A 22,896-nucleotide genomic window follows, 5' to 3' on the forward strand; every position below is an offset into this window, starting at 1 on the left:
GGTGATGGTATGCGTAAAAAAAATCAGAAAGGTTTTCTGATCGCACTGTGCCTTTGCATGCTTTCCTTATCCGGAATCTATGGGGTGTATCAGTACCAGAAGAGTGCGGCTCCGACACCGGAGGAACAGTCCGCTCAGCTTGAGCAGGATCAGAAGGAAACAGCAAATTCCAGAGGTGCAGCAGGACAGACAGAAGCAAAAATTGAAACCGAAGAGGATGTGGAGCAGATCGGTCAGACAGAACTGGCAGAGACAGAGCAGGAAGATACGCAGATCGAGATTGCACAGATTGAAAATGGTCAGGCAGAGGAAGTGCAGTCCTCTGATGAACTGGCCGATGGCGGGGAACTGGCAGCGGAGGAAGAATCCGTGGCTGCAGGTTCTGATCTGGTAGAAGGCAAGGCACTGACATTTTCAGCAGATAATCATCTGCGATGGCCAGTGGATGGAGATGTACTTCTGAACTACAGCATGGATAAAAGCATCTATTTTTCCACGCTGAATCAGTACAAATATCACCCGGCAGTGGTGATCGCAGCGGAGCTTGGAAGTGAAGTGCGAAGCGCAGCAAGAGGAAAGGTAAGCCAGATCCGGAATGATGAAGAGACCGGAACCACGCTGACTATGGAACTGGGAAATGGATACGAAGCTATCTACGGACAGCTTGCAGACCTGACTGTTGAGGAAGGGGATACCATTGAAGCCGGTACACTGATCGGCTATGTGGGAGAACCAACGAAATACTATACGTTAGAAGGCAGTAACCTGTATTTTCAGCTTCTGAAAGATGATGATCCGGTGAATCCGATGGATTTTCTGGAGTAAGTAACGAAATAAAAATGACACCTTTACGATTGCTCCGTGCTGCGCACTCCCGCAATCGTTACCCCCTTATTCGCATATCGGGAAGCTTGCGCTTCCCTGTTATGCTCATAAAGGGGGCAAAGAATAAAGCTATGAATTCGCTCATGTGCAAGCACATCGCGGTATTCATAGCTTTTTCTTCTGGTGTCATTACATCTTTGCAATATAGAACATGGTTACATAGTGACACAGGCTGCCAGCCATGACAAATACATGGAAGATCTCATGGGATCCAAAATACTGATGCTTTGCATTGAACAGCGGAAGCTTCAGGGCGTAGATCACACCGCCAATGGTGTAGATCACGCCACCAGCCACCAGCCATATAAAAGCGGCGGTGGGAAGGGTCTGTACCAGTGGAACCATAGCAAGCACACACAGCCAGCCCATGGCAATGTAGATGGTGGAAGAGAACCATTTTGGACAGGTGATCCAGAATGCCTTGATCAGCATGCCTGCAATGGCAACAGCCCACACAAGGATCAGAAGAGGGATTCCTACGGTGTCTCTCAGCGGGATCACACAAATGGGGGTGTAGCTTCCAGCAATCAGAATAAAGATCATCATATGATCGATCTTACGTAATACTTTATTTACTTTTTCAGAAATATTAAAGGTATGATAAGTAGTGCTGGCGCCGTAGAGAAGAATCATGCTTGCGGCAAAGATTGCCAGAGCAGGTACCGCATATCGGCCGCCGTCCTTGGCTGCCAGAACCAGAAGAGGGGTAGCTGCCAAGCCGGCTAGGATCATACCAATAAAATGAGTCAATGCGCTTCCAGGATCTTTAATAGATAATGTCATAATAAATTCCTCCTTGTTAATCTATATTATGATATGTAGTATTAAAAACTATGTCTTGGTTTATTCATATTATAACATATAAAGAAGAAAATGCAAGAGGAATTTAAAAAAGATATTACTGTTCAGAGCCTCATTCGCAAAATTGCCTCTGTGAGGCTTTACTTTTGCTCATGTGCATGGCTCTGAACAGCAACAAAAAGGCAGTTCCCTTTCGGAAACTGCCTTCCATTATACTTTTATGTAATTAGAAGATTCTACGTACGGCAAGGACATTCTTGTAGTTTACCGGAGAAGTGAACTTGATTCCGGTAGAAGCGGTGCTGGCATGTACGATGGTGTTTCCACCAACATAGATAGCAACGTGACCACTGTAGCAGATTATGTCGCCTGGCTGTGCATCTGCAAGGCTTACGCCATATCCAACGCTTCTCATAGCACTGGAGCTGTGCGGAAGACCGATACCGAAGTTTGCATATACACTCATAACGAATCCGGAGCAGTCAGCACCGTTTGTAAGGCTTGTACCGCCATATACATATGGATTACCAACGAACTGGGATGCAAAGCTTGCAATGGAACTGCCGCCTACACTTCCACTGCCTCCGCCGATCACAACAGACTCAGAAGAAGACTCCTTCTTGGAGCTCTTGCTCTTCTTGGCTTCTGCTGCGGCAGCTGCTTTCTGTGCTGCTTCACGTTCTGCTTTTTCCTTGGCAAGACGAGCTTCCTCTTCCTCCTTGGACTCCGCATATACATAATCTGTTCTCAGATCTACAAAATCTGTGGATACCCAACCATCACCTTCCTCGATGGATACCTTTACGAAACCATCCTGTTCATCCAGAACTGTCAGCTCCTCACCCATGGGAATGAGACCCAGGATAGAAGAATCTGTAGTAGCTTCCTGGCGAACTCTTAAAGTCTCGGTAGTAACAGTAGCAACTCTGGTGCCTACCTGTTCAGCCAGTGCCTCAGCATCATCACCGATCACTACATATTCGCCTTTTACATAACCGTGTACATTACCGGAATTGATCAAATACCAACCGTCTTCGGATGCCTCTACATCACCGACAGAATTGTTGAACAGTTTACCAACGATCTCCCCCTCTTCGCTGGCTGTGCTGCGAACATTAACATAATCATTGACCTGAGCAATGCAAAGGCCGGTATAATTTTCTTTTGCCGTCTGTGCGACAACTGATTCTACATCTTCATCCGTAGCAGATGACTCATCTAGTGAAGATGAGATTCCGCCTGCAAGTGCCAGTGAAATAGAAGATGCATCCGCTGTCATAGGATGAATCAGAAATACACCGGCAACTGCCAGAAGTAAAAGTGATTTCTTGAATGCCATAATAGACCCCCTGATACAAGATTTTACAATTCTATTCAAAATATTACAAAATTATTACAAAAACTAGGGTAAGTATAACAAGGTTGTAGTAATTTGTCAACTAAACGGGGATTTGTTTACGAAATGTTAATATTTCAAACGTTCAGAGCCATGCGGATTTATAAAAAAAAGCAGGTGAAAGCTTGCTTGAAAATGATTACTAATTTTCTTGACATTTATAATGGTAAATACTATAATAATGTCAGTAACAATTATTGATATCGTTAAAGGAGGGATGCAAATGGCAGTTCTGAGATACAGTAAACAGCGGGAATCCATTAAGAACTACCTGTGCGGACGTGAGGATCATCCGACTGCGGATATGATCTACACCAGCATCCGAGAGGAATATCCGAATATCAGTCTGGGAACAATATATCGGAATCTTTCTTTATTAGTAGAGATTGGTGAGATTCAGAAGATCACGACAGACGGAGCGGACCGGTTCGATGCCAGGGTCACACCGCACAATCATTTTGTTTGCCGCAGATGTGGACGGGTCATGGATATGATGGTACCGGTGGATAGCCCGGTCATTGAAGCGAACAAGCTGTGGGATGGCGGAGAGATCCACGAATGCAGGATGGAATTCTATGGAATCTGTAAGGATTGTAAAAAAACAGAGAATTAAAAAAACCTATTGACAAAAGGCAATCAACTAGGTATAATAACGGTAACAGTAATGATTACTGTTAAGAAAGAAAACAATAAAGCAATATAAATCAAAAAAGAAAAGGAGAACAAAATCATGGCAAAATGGGTATGTACAGTATGCGGTTACATTTATGAAGGAGAGCAGGCACCGGAGAAATGTCCACAGTGCGGAGTTCCGGCAAGCAAGTTCAAAAAGCAGGAAGAGGGAATGACCTGGGCAGCAGAGCATGTTGTAGGTGTTGCAAAGGGCGTTAGCGAGGACATCCTTGAGGATCTGAGAGCAAACTTCAACGGCGAATGTTCTGAGGTTGGTATGTATCTGGCAATGGCTCGTGTAGCTCACAGAGAGGGATATCCGGAGATCGGTCTGTACTGGGAGAAAGCAGCTTACGAAGAGGCTGAGCATGCAGCTAAATTTGCAGAGCTTCTGGGCGAGGTTGTTACCGACAGCACCAAGAAGAACCTGGAGCTGAGAGTTGCAGCAGAGCATGGTGCAACCGAAGGTAAATTTGATCTTGCAAAACGTGCAAAAGCAGCTAACCTGGATGCAATTCATGATACCGTTCATGAGATGGCAAAAGACGAGGCTCGTCACGGAAAAGCATTCGAAGGTCTTCTGAAGAGATACTTCGGTTAATCCAAAACGATAATAAGAAAATAGCTTCCTATATAAAGGGTTGTCGCAGTCATGCGGCAGCCCTTTTTTCGACGGCATTGTAACTCGGCTTACATGGATGAATGGTGGATGGAAGAATTGACGTAAAATTCATGTAAATTATCTGCAAATATATTTTTATGAAAAAAGAATTGACAAATTCATGGATAGACATTATGCACAAAAAAATGAAAGAACAAAAAACTTATTCCTGATTTCCCCACACTTCCCACAATAATATCCACATTTTGCACCCTGAAAAATAAGGTAAAATCGAGTTATTCACAAAGTTATCCACATTATCCACATTTTTGGGGGAAAATGGAGGATTTCTAAAAAGAGGCAAACAAAACAGATGTTTTGTAATTTATTGATAAAACAGACAGGTTTCGGAAAAAGTTGTGTAAAACGCTTGACACTTAAAATATCAAAAATATGTGGATATTTTCAGATAAATATAATATTTTTGCGAAAAAAATCCTTTTCAGACACGTTACAATCGTGTACAATAAATGCTGTTTGAAAAAGAATGAAAAGAGGAAAGGGAGGAACATATGCGCCTTAGAAATGTAAAGGGATCCCGTGAGGCGATTCAGGAAAGTATCTATGTGGTACATGAAGAAGAGACGCGTGCAGGAAGCTGGCATGACATATTCGGAAACGATCATCCGATTCATATAGAGATAGGAATGGGGAAGGGCCGTTTTCTGATGGAACTGGCGGCAAAGAACCCGGATATCAATTATGTTGGAATTGAGAAATACTCAAGTGTGCTGATCCGTGCACTGGAGAAGATGTCGGAGATGGAGACACCGCTTGCCAATATCCGTTTTGTGCGAATGGACGCAGAAGCCATCACAAAGGTATTCGGGGCAGGAGAGGTAGACCGGATCTATCTGAATTTCTCCGATCCGTGGCCGAAGGATCGCCATGCCAAGAGAAGACTGACCAGTAAGGAATTCTTTGCAAGATACAATGTGATCCTGAAAGCAGATGGCAGAGTGGAATTCAAGACGGACAACCGCCCCCTGTTCGATTTCTCAGTGGAATCTGTGAAGGAGGCTGGCTGGAAGCTGGATGCGGTAACCTACGACCTTCATCATGATGAGGAACTGTGTCAGGGAAACGTTATGACAGAATATGAGGAGAAATTCTCTTCTAAAGGCAATCCGATCCATAAGCTAATTGCGGTCAGATAAGAAATCTGAAGAAAAAGTAAAAAAATTATAAAAAAAGGGTTGCATTTTTTGTAACCATACCGTATAATATGTTTTGTTCGCTGAACAACACAAATTTATACCGTATGCGCTTCTAGCTCAGTTGGTAGAGCACCTGACTCTTAATCAGGGTGTCCAGGGTTCGAGCCCCTGGAGGCGCATTGCAGAGCACTGTTTTTGGGATGTAGAGCCCGGGGGCGGTGTTCTTTTTTGTTACCTATTCAGAGCCATGCACAGATAGGACATCGAATAACAATTCAGAGCCACATTCGCAAAATCGCCTCTTCGAGGCTTTACTTTTGCTCCTGTATGGCTTCTCGCCATATACATGCACCGAAATGTGTGCCATCATGCAAGCATGAGGCGCATATTTACGGGCATGTGCATGGCTCTGAATTGTAGCAATTATGAAAAAACACTGGATTTTTTACAGCAGGTAGACTAATATAAACGTATACTTGCGAGGAAAACATAGCAGGAAGCGTGGTGAAGCACCGAATGGCATATGTATATATGGTGCGATGTAAGGACGATTCGTTGTATACCGGAATTGCGAAGGATCTGGGGAATCGGATGAATGAGCACTATTATAAGAAGAAAAACGGTGCAAAATACACGAAGAGCCGACAGATCCAGACTTTGGAGATGGTATGGGAGACAGAGGACTGGTCGCTGGCGGCGAGAATTGAATATCGGATCAAGCGACTGGGCAGAGAGCGAAAATTAGAACTTCTGCAGCAGCCGGAGCGGCTTCTGGAATACATTTCTCTGGAAGATACAGATTCAGAAAAATGCCGGCCGCATCCCGACTGGAAGCTGGAGATGTTTATCGGTCAATAGAATCTTGGAGCAGGAAGTAACGGCAGATAGATCTGGAATTCGCTTCCTTTTCCGACAGTGGAATTCAGATGGATCGTGCCGCCATGAGCCACAACGATACGGCGCACAATGGCAAGACCCAGACCGGTTCCATGTTCCTTGTGTGTGACGAAGGGCTGGAAGATAGATTCCTGATCCTCAGGAGGAATGCCGCAGCCATTGTCACGGACTGCCAGCAGCATCCGTTTGTTGTGGGTGAAGATCTTCAATGTGATCCGGCCTCGTTCCTCAATGGAGTCGATGGCGTTGGTGAGCAGATTGATAAATACCTGTTTCAGGCGGACAGGATCTGCATAAAAATCAGGATAAGTGTTATCAAGCTTCAACAGCAGCGGAATGTGGTGAGCCAGCAGCTCGGGAAGGAGCGTATCCTTCAGGTCACAGGCAAATTCCACAGGGTCGATCTTGCAGATATTCAGTTTGTCTCCGTTGTTAAACGCAGAGATATCATCGAGAAGGACCCGCATATATTGCAGGTCACTTTTTATCTGGTCCCAGAATTCAAAATGCTCTACTTCCGGATGCATTTTCTGGATCCACTGTACCGAACTGTCGATATAGGTCAGCGGATTGCGGATCTCATGAGAGATCTGCGACAGAGCCATGTGGTAATCGTCGCGAAGCGCGGTGATCAGTTTCTGCGCATTTTCATCTTTTGCGACCAGACGTTCAATTTTTTCCTGTTCTTCGTATGTCATCATAGTATCACTCCCTGAATCAGAATATAGCAGACATGTCAAAAAATGGCAATAAAATTCGTTCGACAAATGTCGACAAACAATGCCATTTTATATAGAAAAGAAATTATAAAATTTCTTTAGAAAGAATAGAAAGGATGTTAGGAAATGAAAGACTGTAATTGTATTTTTTGTAAGATCGCCAATGGTGAGATTCCGTCCACCACACTTTATGAGGATGAGGACTTTCGTGTGATCCTGGATCTGGGTCCGGCTACAAGAGGACATGCGCTTCTGCTGCCGAAGAATCATTTTGCAAATCTGTTTGAACTGGATGATGAGACTGCACAGAAGGCAATTCTGGTGGCAAAGAAAATGGCTGGCAAGATGAAGGATGCGCTGGGAGCAGACGGATTTAATCTGGTACAGAACAACGGAGAGGCTGCCGGTCAGACTGTATTTCATTTCCATATGCATCTGATCCCGCGTTATGAGAATGACAACGCTGGTATTCTGTGGGAGCCGGGCGAGACCACGCCAGAGGACATGGCTGAGGTAAAACGTCTGGTGGACGGAGAGTAACGGGGATATTAGTAGCGTGTATAAGAATGAAAAGGATCGGCGTCTTACGGAATCCTTTGTAAAATATGGTACAGTGATCTTAAAGCATTGCTGTGACTACCTGAAGGATAAGCATGAGGCAGAGGATGTTCTTCAGGAAACTTTTTATAAATTCGGCGAAAACTATGAGAAGGTTCCTGAAGAGAAGACCAGAACATGGCTGCTGGTGACAGCGTCCCATCAGTGTCTGGATCTGATGAAGAAGAGTGGAAGAAAACGCACGGTTGTGGGACTTCCGGTGCCGGATGTGGAAGATCTGATCGATCCCATTGATCTGTCGGATCGGTTTGTATCAAGAGAAAACATGACGGAACACCTTCTGGTGCTGGAACAGCTTCGGGAGGTGAATCCCACATGGTATCAGGTTATTGTGTTCAGTACGGTGTATGATCTGGATAACAATACGATCGGTGAGCTGCTGGGTCAGAAACCAGAGCTGTTCAGTAAATGGAAAAGCCGTGGAAGAGCATGGCTGCGAAAGCGGTACAAGGAACAGTACCCAAATGGATAAAATAAAAAGGGAAGTTACCTTAAGCGGTAACTTCCTCAAGAAGCTGTAAGATCTTTCCAATGGCATCGGACTGAGGGGATGCTTCCATGGCATGAATATAATCTGCCCGGTGAGCATTCAGCTCAGAGACTGCATGGAGAAGACTCTCTGTTGTCAGTTCTTCTTCCTCCAGAACCATGGAGAAGCCCTGACGCTCGAAGGAACGGGCATTCAGGATCTGATCGCCGCGGCTTGCCTTGGCAGAGAGCGGGATCAGAAGAGTCGGCTTTTTCAATGCCAGAAGCTCGCAGATCGCATTGGCTCCGGCTCTGGAGATGACCAGATCGCACAGGGCAAAGAGATCAGGTAGCTCTTTCTGCACATATTCGAACTGCAGATAGCCTGGAGTGCCTTTCAGAGATTCGTCCAGTTTTCCCTTGCCGCACAGATGGATGATCTGCCAGTCTTTCAGAAGTTCAGGCAGTGCATCGCGGACTGCTTTGTTCACTGCGGTAGCACCAAGACTTCCGCCCATGACCATCAGAACTGGTCTGTCAGCAGAAAATCCAGTGAGCTTCAGTGCTGCTTCGCGGCTTCCTTCAGAAAGCTCTTTACGGATGGGACAGCCGGTGAGAACTGCTTTCTTCGGTGGAAGATATTGCAGAGTCTCCGGGAAGTTGCAGCATACCTTGGCAGCAGACGGCATGGTCAGCTTGTTGGCAAGACCCGGCGTTAAGTCGGATTCATGGCAGATGACCGGAATATGTTTGCGTCCTGCAGCGATCACGACAGGAACGGATACGAAGCCGCCTTTGGAAAATACAACATCAGGTTTCAACTGTTTCATCAGGTGCATTGCCTGGGTGAAACCTTTGATTACACGGAACGGATCCGTGAAATTTTTTAAATCAAAATACCGCCGGAGCTTGCCGGTGGCAATACCATAGTAAGGGATGCCCTGGGCTTCGATCAGCTTTTTCTCCATTCCATCAACGGAACCGATGTAGAAAACTTCGTAGCCAGCATCTTTCAGACGGGGGAGCAGCGCAATATTCGGGGTTACATGACCAGCAGTGCCGCCTCCGGTAAGAATAATTCGTTTCATAAAAATACCCTCCCTGTGTAGGAAATATCAGAAGTCTGTAATTATTATATGTGATGGGTGGGAAAAGTCAAGAATAGCGCGATGGGAGATATACGATGAATCACGACAGCGAAAAATGGCTGGATGACCGGATCAGCGAAGACGTGGACCGTATGGCCGATAAACGAATAAAAGAACTCATGGAATCAGAAGAGTTAAAAGATATAGAAGCAACCATGGACCAGCTGCAGAGTATCCGAAAGCGACTGGGACTTGTCGATGCAGAAGATGAACATGACATGGAGAGTGCCAGGGAACTGACGCCGGAAGTGCCAGCTCATAGCCATGTGAAGGCGGCTGCTGAGGAATCGACGACGAGTGAAGCAGCTGCTGCAAAAGCAGAAGGTGCGCCATCCGATGCTGAGGTTAACGATGCGGGTAACGTGGTGGAGATCCGTGCAACTGAGACATCTACAGCATCGAATCATACGAAAACTGCCCGTCGTCCACGTATTCGCCTGCGCGCTGCCCTTGCCGCAGCTCTGGTGGCAATTCTCGCACTGGGAGTTGGTATGGTCGGCTCCGGTAAAAAAGTGTATCTGCCGGTGGTGAGCCAGAAGGAGAATGGTGACGAGAGTAATACCATTGTGGATAATAGCGAGGAAAATATTTATGGTGGATATGACGAGGAAGAAGTTTGCCAGGAGATAGAAGATCAGTTGGGAGTGTTGCCTGTTAGGTTTGGATATCGACCGAAAGGAATGACTTTAAAAAAATATCGAATTACAGAGGAAAAGGAAGTTGTTTTAAAATATATTTGTGAATCTGGTACGATACATGTATATATTAGTAAAGACTACAATGAATCCAGTATTAATTTTAAGATGGATGGAGATTTAAAAGATACAGTTCATGCGGAAGCTATGTCCATGGAAATTCCGGTGTATCAGTATGAGGATTCTAAGGGAAATGTTTATATGCAGTCTTCTTTTGAATACTTAAATACTTATTATTCCATAGATGTAATGATGGATCAGGAGGAATTTGAAAAAATTTTGGAAAATATTATTATAAAAAATGCATAAAGGTGTCAAAATAGAACAGCTATCTCGTTATATATATGTAGGCCTACAAAAAGAAAAGGAAAGGAGAAGACCATTGGTTAAAAGACAACTTGCGATACTTCTTGCAGGCATCAGTATATTAACTGTTGGCATCAGTACTCCTGTATCAGCGGAAGAATATGAGCCGGCAGGCTATCATGTATATGATGTGCAGGAAGAGGAAGCTACCGATACCTGGTATGGAATTGCCAGAGGTGATTACCTGAGAGCTGGAATTGCAAAGGTGAAAAAAGGAAGTAAATCCGGCTATGCTATGGCGTCTGGAACTACTTTGGCTCATTATGATTGTGATCGGTTATATGTTCGCATCTATCTTGATGAAAGTGAAAATGGGACAGATGGTTGGTGGACATTGAATTATTGGACCGGAAATGCATACAATGATTCTATGGTTACAGTGGGAAGTGGTGATTATAAGATCACCAAAGGTGATTATTACCGTACCACAGGTGCACATTCTGTTTTTCAGGATGATATTGTAGAAACAACGACTACTTGTACCAGTGCAGTCCCAATCAACTAAGCACCACAAACAAACTTACAAGATTTCCAATCATCCATAACTCGTTGCTGCAACCGCCTACACGCGGCAGCGAATGTTTGGTTGCTGGCGCATTTCCCCGAATGTGCAGGCAGACGGACAGATGGATCGGTGGGAGATCAGTCACTCGTAGACCGGCAGATATGAGAACTCCCATGGAAGACGCGCGAGCCGGAGGAGAACTTATCATCAGCCTTGGCACCGCGGACGCAGCCCGCTTTGATGTGCGTTCGTGACAACTGAATAAAGAAAAACAATAGAATAACGTAAAAGTAAAATCATCCAAATACAAAACATTTACAGGCAAACAAATTGAGAGAGGATACCGGCGCCTTCAGCAAGCGTCGGAATATCCTCTCTCTCTTTATGTCGTCGCGTCATGATTAGGCTATAACCAGTCGGTTTGGTTAAGCTGCGGTCAGGACTACTGCTGCGCTTTGATCTCTTTCAGCGCTTTGGCAAGCTGATCCGGACAGGAAGTTGGCTTGAAGCCACAGGTGGTTCCTTCCAGTCTGGCAATCACATCGTCCACCTTCATGCCAGCTACCAGCTGCGCGATTCCTTTGGTATTTCCATTGCATCCGCCCACGAACTGAACAGATTTTACCGTATCGCCGTCAACTTCTACTTCAATTGCCTGTGAACAGACACCTTTTGTTTTGTAAATCATCAGAATTCCTCCTTGTAAAATAGAACTACGGACATAGTATAGCAGATATGTGTCAAAATGACCACACTGTGATATTTATAATTGTTTAAACATTCGAAGGAACCTTTCCGGCAACAATAGCTGCCACATCTTTGATATTCATATCGATTGCCCTGGCAATCTGTTCAACTGAAAATCCCTATTCCCCCAACTCTGAATTTGTGTTATATTCTTAATCAGAATCGTCATAATAACTGGTTATTTTGTTACAAAGGAGAAAGAAAATAAAATGATAAAGAAAATCGGTATTATCGGAGCAATGGAGGAAGAAGTGGAGGCACTTCGTGGAAAGCTGACTTATGTGAAGACGACCAGTCGTGCGTCTATGGATTTTTATGCAGGAAAGATGGGCAATAAAGAAGTGGTAATCGTCCGCAGCGGAATCGGTAAGGTCAATGCGGGTATCTGTACCCAGATCCTGGCAGATCTGTTTCAGGTGGATGCAGTGATCAATACAGGTATTGCAGGTTCTCTGAAAGCAGAGATCAACATCGGAGATATCGTAGTATCGACAGATGCAATTCAGCATGATATGGACGCGACCGGATTTGGCTATGAGCCGGGTGTGATCCCGCGGATGCCGGTGAGCTGCTTTGAGGCAGATAAGAGACTGGTGAAAGCAGCAGAGGACGCATGCAAGGAAGCCGTTCCGGAGGTTGGCGTATTTGCCGGAAGAATTGTCAGCGGAGATCAGTTCATCTCTGACCGTCAGGTGAAGAACCGCATTACGGCACAGTTTGGTGGTATGTGCACTGAGATGGAAGGAGCAGCCATTGCACAGGCAGCATATCTGAACTCTATTCCGTTTGTGATCATCCGCGCTATTTCTGATAAAGCAGATGACAGTGCAACCGTAGACTATCCGACCTTTGAGCGCCAGGCGATTGCGCATAGTGTGGCACTGGTAGAGAATTTTGTAGCACGTCTGTAATGGGGCAGTATATTTAGAATAAGATGACTGAGGGGCGACGGGGCAGCAGTCCTGTCAGAATCCGTCGATAACATCGCCTTCCCGGTTGATCGGTGTCTGGTATAATAGAGCCAGATCCGAAAAGTCAGGGGAGGCGTTTTTTATGCGAGAATTTTTTTCAATGGGAGTGGTCGTATCTGCTCTTGAATTATTACAGAACGGAGGCGAATTTATACTGCTGGGGATCTGGGGAATCCTGTTGGCAGTATGTAGACGCAGAGTATTTCGAAGTGTATGCCGGGAGGCGGCACTTGAGGGAGGCGAGAAGGGGCGCATGCTTCGGGCGATGACGCTGAAATTCCAGAAAAGCTATGAAGTGCATGTGGAGATCAGCGACCGGGATACTTTTGTGCGGAAATATATCTGTCAGGAAAAGCGGATGAGGGTGTCGCTGCCCAGGTGGAGATATCTTCCGGAGCGCCTTGCAGGAATCATTCTTTGTGTGGGAGCAGTCGAGGTGGCACTGCTGGACTGGCTGGGATATGGACAGGGACTTACGTGGCAGCGGGGGACGATGGCACTGGGATCTGCAGCAGCTGTATTGGGACTGTCGCTTTTGCTGGAAGTAGACAGCCTGTGGGAGCAGATCCACATTTTGCTGCTGGACTATGTATCCAACACGCTGTATCCGAGGCAGATCCATGTGTATGAAGCATTTGAGAAAGAGACAGATGCGGCGAACTCCTTTGCCAAAGGAATCAAGGGACAGCGCAGTGAAAAAGAGAAACTGGCAGATGGGCAGGTCAATGATGAGGCACAGAAGACTGCCCAAAAGAATGCCACAGCTATCCCATTAACGCTCAAAAAAGAAGAAGAAAAAATATTTCAGGAAGTTCTGTCAGACTTTCTGGGATAAAATGGGGTGTGATCGACAGTTTCGCCGTCACGCCTGCTCAGTGATAGGGCCTTCTGGTAAAGGGGTCTTCTTCCAGCTCCTGCTGTGCTCGTCTTCGTGTCTTATCAATGGCAGCTTCATAGCCGGTGAGTGCGGCAAATGGGGAGAATTGAGCAGCCCGTTCTTCCAGTGTCATATGTGGATGGATGCGGGAAACGTGATGCGGCAGGTTGATAATATCTTCATAAGTATCCGAAGGATCGTTCATGCTTTGTGACCTCCAATCTGGTTATTTCGTTCCATAGTGGTGGCGCCGTCTTCCAGATCTGTACCTCGCAGGATCGCATTTTTTCCATATCGGTCTTTGATGGCCAGCATGGCAGTCTGAAGGCGGCGTTCCCGTTCTCTGGAAGCTTCCTTTTGTATTTTTTCAGCTTTTTCCTTGGATGGATCAGAGAACAGGCTTAATTGTTCATAGGTTTCTTCCTTTTTGACCTGATCCTCAGGTATCACATGATCGGCACTTAAGTTCAGGCGGCGGATTAGCAGAGCAGGCGATGTGATCCGATCATAAAGTGTCATGGCGGCTTCAATGATCTCGGCAGAGGAAGAGGTAAAATCAGCCAGATGAATGGTGCCATGGCCGTGCTTGGGAACTTTTCTTCCGTACCGGTCCGTAGTCACTTCTCCGTGGTAAGCGGATCTTCGCGCAGGATCAGACAGGTTATCAATATCATAGCCGATCGTCAGTACAAGCTGATCTGTCACAAAATGTCTGGAGAAGAGATCCAGGGACAGAGCATCTGCCATCTCACGGACGACGATCCGGGCTTTTTCATAGGTGTATGGGTATTGCAGCACCTGACCGGATCCAAGGCTTGAGGATTCCGGTCGGTAAGCTTTGATGGCTTCGATGGTACAAGGTTCCCATCCCCAGGCATGGTCAATAAGAAGCTCCGCGTTGACGCCGAAGAGCTTGTACAGCAGATTTTCATTATAAAAATCCGAGCTGGCACCGGTGGAGCAGCGAGCCACATCTCCCATGGTGTACATGCCATATTGAGCCAGCTTTTTCGCATAGCCAGGACCCACGCGCCAGAAATCCGTGATTGGACGGTGGTTCCATAGCTGTCTTCGATAGGATGCTTCATCAAGATGAGCAATGCGTACCCCATCTCTATCTGCAGGCACATGCTTTGCCATCAGATCCATGGCGATCTTACACAGATACAGATTGGGTGCAATCCCTGCCGTGGCGGTGATCCCGGTATTGCGTAATACTTCCAGGATCATCTTTTTCACCAGTTCATCAGGAGTCAGATGATACATAGGAAGATAATCGGTCAGATCAAGAAAGACCTCATCAATGGAGTACACATGGATATCTTCCGGCGCAATGAACTGAAGGTAGCAGTTATAAATCTTGGAACTGACTTCAATATAGCGAGCCATGCGGGGCGGTGCGACGATATAGTCGATGGACAGGGAGGGATCCAGCGCTAACGCAGCCGCATCAGAGGAACTTCCTGAAAAGATTCTGCCTGGTACATGAGTAAGCCGTTCAATATTCACTTCACGAACCCGCTGGACCACTTCAAACAGGCGGGCGCGGCCGGAGATGCCGTGGGATTTCAGAGAAGGAGATACTGCCAGACAGATGGTTTTTTCTGTACGGCTCTTATCCGCCACCACCAGATTGGTAGTCAGAGGATCAAGTCCCCGGTCCATGCATTCCACGGATGCATAAAATGATTTCAGATCAATGGCGGCATAGAGCCGTTCTTTGGAAGAAGCTGTATGTGCTGTCATGGATGGTGCCTCCTTTCCTGTTAAGCATGGCTTTAGAGTCAAAAGCTTTTTTAATATTATAGAATAAGAACATATGTTCGTCAACAAGGATTTATTTACTGTTCACACAGCAGCCAGACACTTGCTGTCAGGCTGCGTAAAAACATGATTCAGGAGTGAGCAGGCTCCTTTTGCGAAGCAAAACTTTAAATGAGCCTGCGAATCGTTACTGGAACGAGGTACGAGTGAACAGTAACGAAATATGTATCGAACTACTTGTTTTCAAACTTAGAGAATGATAATATAGACATGTGTTAACAGCAATAAGATGCGGCAAAAATATAGTATTGTTGAAGAGGAGAAATAACATGGCAAAAGTAACATTTGACTATTCCAGAACTGCACAGTTCATCAGCAAAGAAGAAGTCGAGAACAGTAAAGTTCTGGCAGAGGTAGCAAAAAAAGTACTGGTTGAAAAGACCGGAGCAGGAAATGATTTCCTTGGCTGGATCGATCTTCCGGTAGATTATGATAAGGAAGAGTTTGCAAGAATCCAGAAGGCAGCAGCTAAGATCCAGAGTGATTCTGAGGTGCTTCTGGTGATCGGTATCGGCGGATCCTATCTGGGAGCACGCGCAGCTATCGAATTTTTAAGACACAGCTTCTACAACAGCGTATCCAAAGAAGTTCGTAAGACTCCGGAGATTTATTTTGTAGGAAACAGCCTTTCCACCCGCTATATCAAAGATCTGATGGATGTGATCGGTGATCGTGATTTTTCCATCAATATGATCTCCAAATCCGGAACTACAACGGAGCCGGCGATTGCATTCCGCGTATTTAAGGAAATGCTGGAGAAGAAATACGGCAAAGCCGAGGCTGCAAAGAGAATCTATGCAACCACTGATAAAGCAAGAGGAGCTCTGAAACACGTAGCTGACGAGGAAGGCTATGAGACTTTTGTAGTACCGGATGATGTAGGAGGCCGTTTCTCCGTTCTGACCGCAGTAGGTCTTCTGCCGATTGCAGTCAGCGGTGCTGATATTACCAAGTTGATGGAAGGTGCAGCAAGTGGCCGTGAACTGGCACTGAATACTCCGTTTGAGGAGAATGACGCTGTGAAATACGCAGTGATCCGCAACATTCTTCATCAGAAGGGCAAAGCAGTAGAGGTTCTGGCAAACTATGAGCCGAGTCTTCATTATGTATCTGAGTGGTGGAAACAGCTCTACGGCGAGTCTGAAGGTAAAGATCAGAAGGGTATTTTCCCGGCATCCGTAGATCTGACAGCAGACCTTCATTCTATGGGTCAGTTCATTCAGGATGGTTCCAGAATCATGTATGAGACCGTTCTGGAAGTAGAGACCTGTGAGGATGAGATCGTGATGGGCGAGGAAGCTGTTGATCTTGACGGACTGAACTATCTGGCAGGAAAGAACGTTGATTTTGTAAATAAGAGTGCTATGAACGGTACTATTCTGGCTCATACAGACGGAAATGTACCGAACCTTCTGGTGAAGATTCCGGCACAGGACGAGTTCTCCCTTGGACAGCTGTTCTATTTCTTCGAGTTCGCATGCGGTGTCAGCGGATACATGCTGGGTGTGAATCCGTTTAACCAGCCGGGTGTTGAGAGCTACAAGAAAAATATGTTTGCTCTGCTTGGAAAACCGGGTTATGAGGCTCAGAGAGAAGAACTTCTGAAGAGACTGTAAGAATGAAAAAATATAAGATCATATACGACGACCAGGATCTCCTGGTCGTCTGTAAGTTTGCGGGATTTGCAGTGCAAAGTGCCCGTGTGTCCACACCGGATCTGATGAGCCTTCTTCGCAACGAGATGCTGGAGCGAGGAGAAAAAAAGCCTTATCTTGGTCTGGTGAACCGGCTGGATCAGCCTGTGGAAGGAATCGTTCTGATTGGGAAAAATGAAAAGTCAGCAGCAGATCTAAGCCGTCAGGTGACGGATCATATCCACATGGAAAAGTGGTATCAGACGGTGGTCTGTGGAAAACCGGAGCAGAGAGAAGATACACTTGTGGATTATTTGTTGAAGGACAGTCGAACCAATACATCCAAAGTGGTCAAAGAGGGAACCCCGGGCAGCAAACGAAGCGAACTTCACTATGAGGTGCTCGCATCAGATGGAGAGAAGACACTTCTGAGGATCCGTCTTCTGACGGGGCGGCACCATCAGATCCGGGTACAGTTGTCACATGCGGGTCTGCCTATCTGTGGAGATGCCAAATATGGAAAAGCAGGTGGACCGCTTTGTCTGTGTGCATATAAGGTTATCTTTTCTCATCCCCGCACCGGGAAGCGGATGGAGTTTGAAGTGAATCCCACATTTCCAGTTCCGTCCACAGCTCTTTGACAAAGAGGATGCCAAAGGGACCGGTGAACAGACCGGCAGCACCGAACAATTTTAACCCGACGATCACGGAGATCAGAAAACAGACGGGTAAAAGTCCCAAACCATCGCCTAAGAGTTTGGGTTCCAGCAATTCCCGCGTCAGCCATGTGATTCCGTAAAGAAGGAGAAGCCATACAAAAAAGGTGTAGTCTTTCTGACAGAAGACAAGGATCAGCCAGGGGACGAAAATGGTGCCGGTGCCGAAGACAGGAAGTGCATCCACCATACCGGTAAGCACCGCCCACAGTCCTGCACCGGGGATGTGTAAGAGCCAGTATCCGACAGTACATTCCAGGACAATGACAAACATAATACGAATCTGCGCATGCGCCCAGCCCTTTAAGGACTGGGCGATTCGTTTACCTGCGTGTTCAAGCGGCCTGGCAAAGGGAAGGTGTGTCAGCAGACGTTGAAAATCCGGCCAGTCGTGGGCAAAGAGAATCACAGCCATAAAATATAAAAAGATGCCAAATGCACAGGATAACACAGGCGGTACGGCGGTGGACAGATGAAGAGACAGGGAGGAAGGAATCCAGTCTGCCAGATCAGCATATTCATTGATCCATGTCTGCAGCTGCGTCTGAAGCTCCGGGATCAGGTCTTTACATGGCTCCAGCAGAAGCCATCCGGTGAGCTTGAGTGTGGCGGCTGTGAAAAAGAAAAACATGGCAACGACGGAAGCAGTAAAGGGCAGCAGTTTTCTGTGAAAGTGCCGGGAAGCAGATGCCAGCAATGAAACTGTCAGCCAGGCAAGAAAAAAAGGAAATACCAGCGGAAGCAGGTATTTCAGTAATAGATAGACAGCCAGCAGAATGCCGGTCTTTTCTATATAAAGTTTTATCCGGTGATCCATAAGCGTGGCCTCCTTGTGATTTTTCGCTGTATAAAATGTGTAGAATCTGCGTTATCGCATTTGTTATATGAAAAGTATCTGCCATGGAGAAGAAACTATGTCTGAGAAGAGTTGGAAATGAATATAAAAACTTCAGATTTTCATTCGTTGACAAACATATGGTGGAATGTTATGGTTTCAACAGAGAGAAAAGAGGATTCAAAATGATGAAAACATTTATAAAAAAACAGCCTCCAGGGCGATTGATCGCTATGGGTTTTGCTATGGTGATCCTGATAGGAACCTGCCTGTTGCTGACGCCCTGGTCTGTGCGTCAGGGTGTTACGGTGAAGCCGGTGGATGCATTATTTTCAGCTACCAGTGCGGTATGTGTGACGGGACTTGTGACTATTGATACGGCAGATCATTTTACTGTGTTTGGGCAGGCAATCATGGGACTGCTGATCCAGATCGGAGGTCTGGGAGTATCATCTGTGGGTGTAGGCCTTGTGATCGCAGCGGGTAAAAAGGTCAGCTTCAAGAGTCGTACTATGGCCAAGGAAGCATTGAATGTAGACAACTACAAAGGTGTGGTGAAGCTGGTGAAAGCGGTGCTCTGTATGACACTTGGATTTGAGCTGGCCGGTGCACTTTTGAGCTTTCTGGTTTTTTCGAGAGATTATCCATTTTTACATGCGGTGGGGATCAGTGTATTTCATTCAGTGGCATCCTTTAACAATGCAGGACTTGATATCTTGGGCGGGCTTCAGAATCTGATCCCCTATGGGGATGATATGTTCTTGAACATTGTGACCAGTGCGCTGGTCATCGTAGGTGGTATTGGATTCCCGGTGATTCTGGATGTAGCCAGAAACCGCAGTTTTAAGAAATTAACACTGCATTCGAAGGTGGTTCTGGTGACCAGTGGAGGACTTTTACTGAGCGGAACACTACTTTTGAAGCTGACAGATCATCTTACCTGGATGCAGGCATTTTTTCACAGTATGTCAGCCAGAACGGCAGGCTTTTCCACCTGCTCCTTGGGAGAGTTTTCCAATGCAGGATTATTTGTCATTATGATCCTCATGTTTATCGGAGCATCTTCAGGTTCTACCGGAGGTGGCGTGAAGACCAGTACCTTCTTTGTGTTGTTGCAGGCGATCCGCAGCGAATTTTCCAAGCGGAGGACAGGCGCATTTCACAGGAGCATTCCCAGAGAAAATGTCTTCCGGGCAGGAATGCTGGTAATCACATCCATGGCGCTGGTATGTATTGGCACATTTCTGATGTGCGTGCTTGCACCTCAGTTTGATTTTGTTCAGATCATGTTTGAAGTCGTGTCTGCTTTCAGTACGGCAGGACTTTCCACAGGGATCACACCGGAACTTGGATTTGCGGCGAAAGTGGTATTGATCCTGATCATGTTTACTGGCCGTCTGGGTGTGATGACGATGGTAACGATCTGGGTGACCAGACCGGAACGGCAGACACGTTATACGGAGGAATCCGTAATGATTGGATAGAGGAGAAGATGAAAATGAAAAATAAACAGACAGCAGGTTCTTTTGGAGTGATTGGCCTTGGCCGTTTTGGTACCGCACTGGCAATCACTTTGTCAGAGGCGGGCAAGGATGTGATCGCCATTGACCGGGACGAAGATAAAGTAAAGGCGATCCGCCAGTACACGGATTATGCATTTGTGGCAGAAACCATCAATATGGAAAGCCTGAAGGAGACAGGGATCCAGAACTGTGATGTGGTGGCGGTGTGCATAGGTGAGCAGATCGACGCAAGCATTCTGATCACCATGAGCGTGCTCGAGCTTGGAGTGCCCAAGGTCATCTCCAAGGCCATGAGCCCGGAACAGGGAGCAGTCCTCCGCAAAATCGGAGCGGAAGTCGTTTATCCGGAAAAGGATATGGCGATCCGCCTTGGAAAACGTCTGATCAGCAGCAATTTCCTGGATTATATTATGCTGGATAACAGTGTGGAGATCCGTCAGATCCTGGTGCCGAATAAACTGTGCGGAGAGACGATCATGAACAGTAATTTCCGTAAAAAGTACGGATTGAATATTATCGCGATCCAGAAGGGCCATAATACCATGATCGAGATCTCACCGGATTATCAGTTTGAGCCGGAGGATGTGATCGTGGTGATCGGAAAAATTGAAAATATTAACCGGCTGGAACGGGAAATGTGAGGGATAATTAGCATATATAGCTGTCGTGAAATTTGCACAAAAAAGAAAAAGTTTTTTGTGATGTTTATGGATTGAATAATGCTCTATGTATGGTATACTGCTAATAACAAACATGTCACATGTCAGACAAGATAGAGGGGATAAATGAAATATAGTTCTTGGAATTCAGTTGCATCGTATTTGGTTGAAAACATAAAAAAGAAAATCGAAAATGGAGAATATGGTGAAGGAAGCAAACTTCCAAGTGAAAAAATGCTTTCTGAGGAATATTCGGTCGGACGTTCATCTGTACGCGAGGCACTAAAAATGCTTCAGGCAGAGAATCTGATTGAAATTGTAAAAGGCAAAGGAAGTTTCGTTTTATCAACAGATGCCAGATCTAAAGGTATAGATCAGTGGTATCACTCGAAGAAAGAAGTTTTTAGGGATCTGGTGGAAATACGTGTCGCTTTAGAATGTTTGGCTGTAAAAAAAGCGGCAGTAAAAGTGACAGATGACGTTATTGAAAAACTTATTTCCATCAATCAGGCATATGAAGCCACAAGTGCAACAGATATAACAACTCGACTGGAATATGATGAGGCATTTCATCGTTTGATTGTAAAAACTGCAAATATGGTGCTTCTTGAAGATATTTACAATCGATTTGAGAGCGCATATACGGAATATCGTATTAAGGGATTTGTATTAACGAAATATTTTGAAAAAGCAGCTGAAGGTCATCGACAAATTATCAGGGCATTTCAGAATCGGGATGAGAAATCAGCAGAACAACTTATGTATGAACATATTTATGAGGTAGTTGATGATATTGAAAAAATATTAGAAATTACTAAATAATAAAAAAACAAAACATGTCTGACATCAGACAAGAAAAGGGGGATTATTACTCATGAAAAGGAAACCGGAAAAATTATTGGCGCTGTTATTGACAATGGTAATATTGTTCATTTATCAAAGTGTGCCAGTTGCAGCAGCTGCGGAGAAGCCAGCAGAGAGCAAAACAGCGGAGTATTCAATCAGCATTGCATGCAGTTCAACAGAGTATACAACAATTGGTACTAATGCAGTAATGAATTTTAATTATGCAGCACAGCTGGCATTTAAAAATTATGTAGAGTCTGCCTCAGAGGGGAAAATAGCGGTAAATATTTATACAAATAGCTCACTTGGAAATGCATCCGAAATACTTTTACAATGTATGCAGGGAGTTATTGAATGTAGTACTGCAGGTGATTCAGATTTATCAAACTATTATCCTAATATTCAAGTGTTTACAATACCGTATGCATTTGAAAATAGAGCAGAATTTTATGAGTTTTTAGATGGAGCATATTCCCAGAATATGTTTGATGAAATTGCAAAGAGTACGGGTGTGAAAATTATAGCTGCGTTTGACAATGGCGGTTTCCGTAATTTTTCTAACAATATACATCAAATTCATACAGCAGATGATTTGAAAGGCTTGAAAATCCGATGTATGCAGAGTGCATCTTACATTACAACATTAGAAACACTGGGAGCTGTTCCAACAGGACTTGCATTTAGCGAATTGTACTCAGCACTGCAAACGGGAGTAGTAGATGGACAGGAAAATTCACCACTTGTTATGTTAGACAATTCAATTTATGAACAACAGAAATATTATACCTTGGATGGTCATTCTATTTCTCCGGCATTTATTATTGTAAATGAAAAATGGCTTCGTTCTCTGCCTGATGATTTACAGCAAGTAGTTCTAGATGGTGGAAAAATAGCACAAACTGCTGCAAGAGGCACCATTGCATCAACAGAAGGAATGGCATTAAACTTTCTGAATGAAAAAGGGGTTGAGATTTATACACCAACACAAGAAGAACGCGAGACTTTTAAGGTTGCACAGCAGCCGGTCATGGAGTGGCTTGGAAGTGAAATTGGGGATAAAGCAGTAAGCGAGTTTATGGATGCATTGATAGAGATTGAGCCAGCGGATACGCAAACGGTAGGAACATCCGTAAATGTATCAGGAGATCGGACAAATGTAGTTCCATACATTGTGATGATAGTGTTATTAGTGCTAGCACTTGCGGTAGTACTTATTAAATTAAAAAGAACAATAAAGAAATATGAAACGAATGGAATAATTTGATAGTCTTCAGAT

25 protein-coding genes and 1 tRNA gene are annotated in these 22,896 nt (G+C 45.3%); 18 read left to right on the plus strand and 8 right to left on the minus strand.

What is annotated here, in order from left to right:
• Positions 1-9 precede the first annotated feature (9 nt).
• Positions 10-825: a peptidoglycan DD-metalloendopeptidase family protein gene (locus WMO62_RS06510; protein WP_349144199.1), complete on the plus strand. Its 816-nt coding sequence runs from the start codon at positions 10-12 to the stop codon at positions 823-825.
• Between the two features lie 189 nt (positions 826-1,014).
• Here WMO62_RS06510 and trhA read toward each other — a convergent pair whose 3' ends face one another.
• Positions 1,015-1,668: a PAQR family membrane homeostasis protein TrhA gene (gene trhA / locus WMO62_RS06515; RefSeq protein WP_349144200.1), complete on the minus strand. Its 654-nt coding sequence runs from the start codon at positions 1,666-1,668 to the stop codon at positions 1,015-1,017.
• Between the two features lie 244 nt (positions 1,669-1,912).
• A complete protein-coding gene (locus WMO62_RS06520; protein ID WP_435390465.1) occupies positions 1,913-3,025 on the minus strand; it encodes a C40 family peptidase in 1,113 nt (370 codons plus the stop codon).
• Positions 3,026-3,305: 280 nt separating this feature from the next.
• On the opposite strand from WMO62_RS06520, the gene WMO62_RS06525 reads away from it, so the two are divergent.
• The 5 genes from WMO62_RS06525 (at position 3,306) to WMO62_RS06545 (ending at position 6,430) form a co-directional block, all read left to right on the plus strand.
• Entirely contained in the window at positions 3,306-3,695 is a 390-nt protein-coding gene (locus WMO62_RS06525) for a Fur family transcriptional regulator (protein WP_349144201.1), read from the plus strand.
• 117 nt (positions 3,696-3,812) lie between these two features.
• A complete protein-coding gene (locus WMO62_RS06530) occupies positions 3,813-4,355 on the plus strand; it encodes a rubredoxin-like domain-containing protein (protein ID WP_117498720.1) in 543 nt (180 codons plus the stop codon).
• 572 nt (positions 4,356-4,927) lie between these two features.
• Positions 4,928-5,572: a tRNA (guanosine(46)-N7)-methyltransferase TrmB gene (gene trmB, locus WMO62_RS06535; RefSeq protein ID WP_117498722.1), complete on the plus strand. Its 645-nt coding sequence runs from the start codon at positions 4,928-4,930 to the stop codon at positions 5,570-5,572.
• A gap of 106 nt (positions 5,573-5,678) precedes the next feature.
• Positions 5,679-5,751: transfer RNA gene (locus WMO62_RS06540), tRNA-Lys, on the plus strand.
• Between the two features lie 337 nt (positions 5,752-6,088).
• Positions 6,089-6,430, plus strand: coding sequence for a GIY-YIG nuclease family protein (locus WMO62_RS06545; protein ID WP_349144202.1), 342 nt, complete (start codon positions 6,089-6,091; stop codon positions 6,428-6,430).
• On the opposite strand, the gene WMO62_RS06550 is transcribed toward WMO62_RS06545, so the two are convergent.
• Entirely contained in the window at positions 6,424-7,170 is a 747-nt protein-coding gene (locus WMO62_RS06550) for a sensor histidine kinase (protein WP_349144203.1), read from the minus strand. The two genes, WMO62_RS06545 and WMO62_RS06550, sit on opposite strands and share 7 nt — an antisense overlap.
• Positions 7,171-7,314: 144 nt before the next feature.
• Between WMO62_RS06550 and WMO62_RS06555 the strand changes: the two genes are divergently transcribed.
• The gene (locus tag WMO62_RS06555) at positions 7,315-7,728 is read left to right on the plus strand and encodes an HIT domain-containing protein (protein ID WP_178756899.1); all 414 of its coding nucleotides are present in this window, start codon (positions 7,315-7,317) and stop codon (positions 7,726-7,728) included.
• Between the two features lie 16 nt (positions 7,729-7,744).
• A complete protein-coding gene (locus tag WMO62_RS06560) occupies positions 7,745-8,278 on the plus strand; it encodes an RNA polymerase sigma factor (protein WP_349144204.1) in 534 nt (177 codons plus the stop codon).
• Positions 8,279-8,297: 19 nt separating this feature from the next.
• Here WMO62_RS06560 and murG read toward each other — a convergent pair whose 3' ends face one another.
• Positions 8,298-9,362 (minus strand): undecaprenyldiphospho-muramoylpentapeptide beta-N-acetylglucosaminyltransferase, encoded by a 1,065-nt coding sequence (gene murG / locus WMO62_RS06565; RefSeq protein WP_147601064.1) that lies wholly within the window; start codon positions 9,360-9,362, stop codon positions 8,298-8,300.
• A 95-nt stretch (positions 9,363-9,457) separates the two neighbouring features.
• Here murG and WMO62_RS06570 point away from each other — a divergent pair, with 95 nt between their 5' ends.
• On the plus strand, positions 9,458-10,426 hold the full coding sequence (locus tag WMO62_RS06570) for a DUF4367 domain-containing protein (protein ID WP_349144205.1): 969 nt from the start codon (positions 9,458-9,460) through the stop codon (positions 10,424-10,426).
• A gap of 73 nt (positions 10,427-10,499) precedes the next feature.
• Positions 10,500-10,988, plus strand: a complete 489-nt coding sequence (locus WMO62_RS06575) for a DUF6147 family protein (RefSeq protein ID WP_118716747.1) — start codon at positions 10,500-10,502, stop codon at positions 10,986-10,988.
• A gap of 442 nt (positions 10,989-11,430) precedes the next feature.
• Here the strand turns inward: WMO62_RS06575 and WMO62_RS06580 are convergent, their stop codons facing one another.
• Positions 11,431-11,676, minus strand: a complete 246-nt coding sequence (locus tag WMO62_RS06580; protein WP_118716749.1) for a TIGR03905 family TSCPD domain-containing protein — start codon at positions 11,674-11,676, stop codon at positions 11,431-11,433.
• Positions 11,677-11,944: 268 nt separating this feature from the next.
• Here WMO62_RS06580 and WMO62_RS06585 point away from each other — a divergent pair, with 268 nt between their 5' ends.
• The gene (locus WMO62_RS06585; protein WP_118438845.1) at positions 11,945-12,646 is read left to right on the plus strand and encodes a 5'-methylthioadenosine/adenosylhomocysteine nucleosidase; all 702 of its coding nucleotides are present in this window, start codon (positions 11,945-11,947) and stop codon (positions 12,644-12,646) included.
• Between the two features lie 142 nt (positions 12,647-12,788).
• Positions 12,789-13,541, plus strand: a complete 753-nt coding sequence (locus tag WMO62_RS06590; RefSeq protein WP_349144206.1) for a hypothetical protein — start codon at positions 12,789-12,791, stop codon at positions 13,539-13,541.
• Between the two features lie 37 nt (positions 13,542-13,578).
• On the opposite strand, the gene WMO62_RS06595 is transcribed toward WMO62_RS06590, so the two are convergent.
• Together WMO62_RS06595 and WMO62_RS06600 are read right to left on the minus strand one after the other, a co-directional pair.
• Entirely contained in the window at positions 13,579-13,788 is a 210-nt protein-coding gene (locus tag WMO62_RS06595) for a hypothetical protein (RefSeq protein WP_118438799.1), read from the minus strand.
• The gene (locus WMO62_RS06600; RefSeq protein WP_349144207.1) at positions 13,785-15,329 is read right to left on the minus strand and encodes a Y-family DNA polymerase; all 1,545 of its coding nucleotides are present in this window, start codon (positions 15,327-15,329) and stop codon (positions 13,785-13,787) included. Before WMO62_RS06600 ends, WMO62_RS06595 begins: the two co-directional genes overlap by 4 nt.
• 347 nt (positions 15,330-15,676) lie before the next feature.
• Here WMO62_RS06600 and WMO62_RS06605 point away from each other — a divergent pair, with 347 nt between their 5' ends.
• Both WMO62_RS06605 and WMO62_RS06610 read left to right on the plus strand, forming a co-directional pair.
• Positions 15,677-17,023: a glucose-6-phosphate isomerase gene (locus WMO62_RS06605; RefSeq protein ID WP_349144208.1), complete on the plus strand. Its 1,347-nt coding sequence runs from the start codon at positions 15,677-15,679 to the stop codon at positions 17,021-17,023.
• A gap of 2 nt (positions 17,024-17,025) precedes the next feature.
• The gene (locus tag WMO62_RS06610) at positions 17,026-17,682 is read left to right on the plus strand and encodes an RluA family pseudouridine synthase (protein WP_349144209.1); all 657 of its coding nucleotides are present in this window, start codon (positions 17,026-17,028) and stop codon (positions 17,680-17,682) included.
• Here the strand turns inward: WMO62_RS06610 and WMO62_RS06615 are convergent.
• Entirely contained in the window at positions 17,600-18,574 is a 975-nt protein-coding gene (locus WMO62_RS06615; RefSeq protein ID WP_349144210.1) for an AI-2E family transporter, read from the minus strand. The genes WMO62_RS06610 and WMO62_RS06615 overlap by 83 nt on opposite strands.
• Before the next feature lie 203 nt (positions 18,575-18,777).
• Between WMO62_RS06615 and WMO62_RS06620 the strand changes: the two genes are divergently transcribed.
• The 4 genes from WMO62_RS06620 (at position 18,778) to WMO62_RS06635 (ending at position 22,884) form a co-directional block, all read left to right on the plus strand.
• Positions 18,778-20,076 carry a TrkH family potassium uptake protein gene (locus WMO62_RS06620; protein ID WP_353963420.1) on the plus strand — a complete coding sequence of 433 codons (1,299 nt, stop codon included), beginning with the start codon at positions 18,778-18,780 and terminating at the stop codon, positions 20,074-20,076.
• A gap of 14 nt (positions 20,077-20,090) precedes the next feature.
• Positions 20,091-20,756, plus strand: coding sequence for a potassium channel family protein (locus tag WMO62_RS06625; protein ID WP_118759960.1), 666 nt, complete (start codon positions 20,091-20,093; stop codon positions 20,754-20,756).
• A 144-nt stretch (positions 20,757-20,900) separates the two neighbouring features.
• Positions 20,901-21,596, plus strand: coding sequence for a FadR/GntR family transcriptional regulator (locus WMO62_RS06630; protein WP_349144211.1), 696 nt, complete (start codon positions 20,901-20,903; stop codon positions 21,594-21,596).
• Between the two features lie 52 nt (positions 21,597-21,648).
• Complete coding sequence (locus tag WMO62_RS06635; protein WP_349144212.1) at positions 21,649-22,884, plus strand: DctP family TRAP transporter solute-binding subunit; 1,236 nt, start codon at positions 21,649-21,651, stop codon at positions 22,882-22,884.
• The last annotated feature ends 12 nt before the right edge of the window (positions 22,885-22,896 follow it).

Source organism: Hominiventricola aquisgranensis (assembly GCF_040096225.1).
In the GTDB taxonomy this organism is placed as follows: Bacteria; Bacillota; Clostridia; order Lachnospirales; family Lachnospiraceae; genus Hominiventricola; species Hominiventricola aquisgranensis.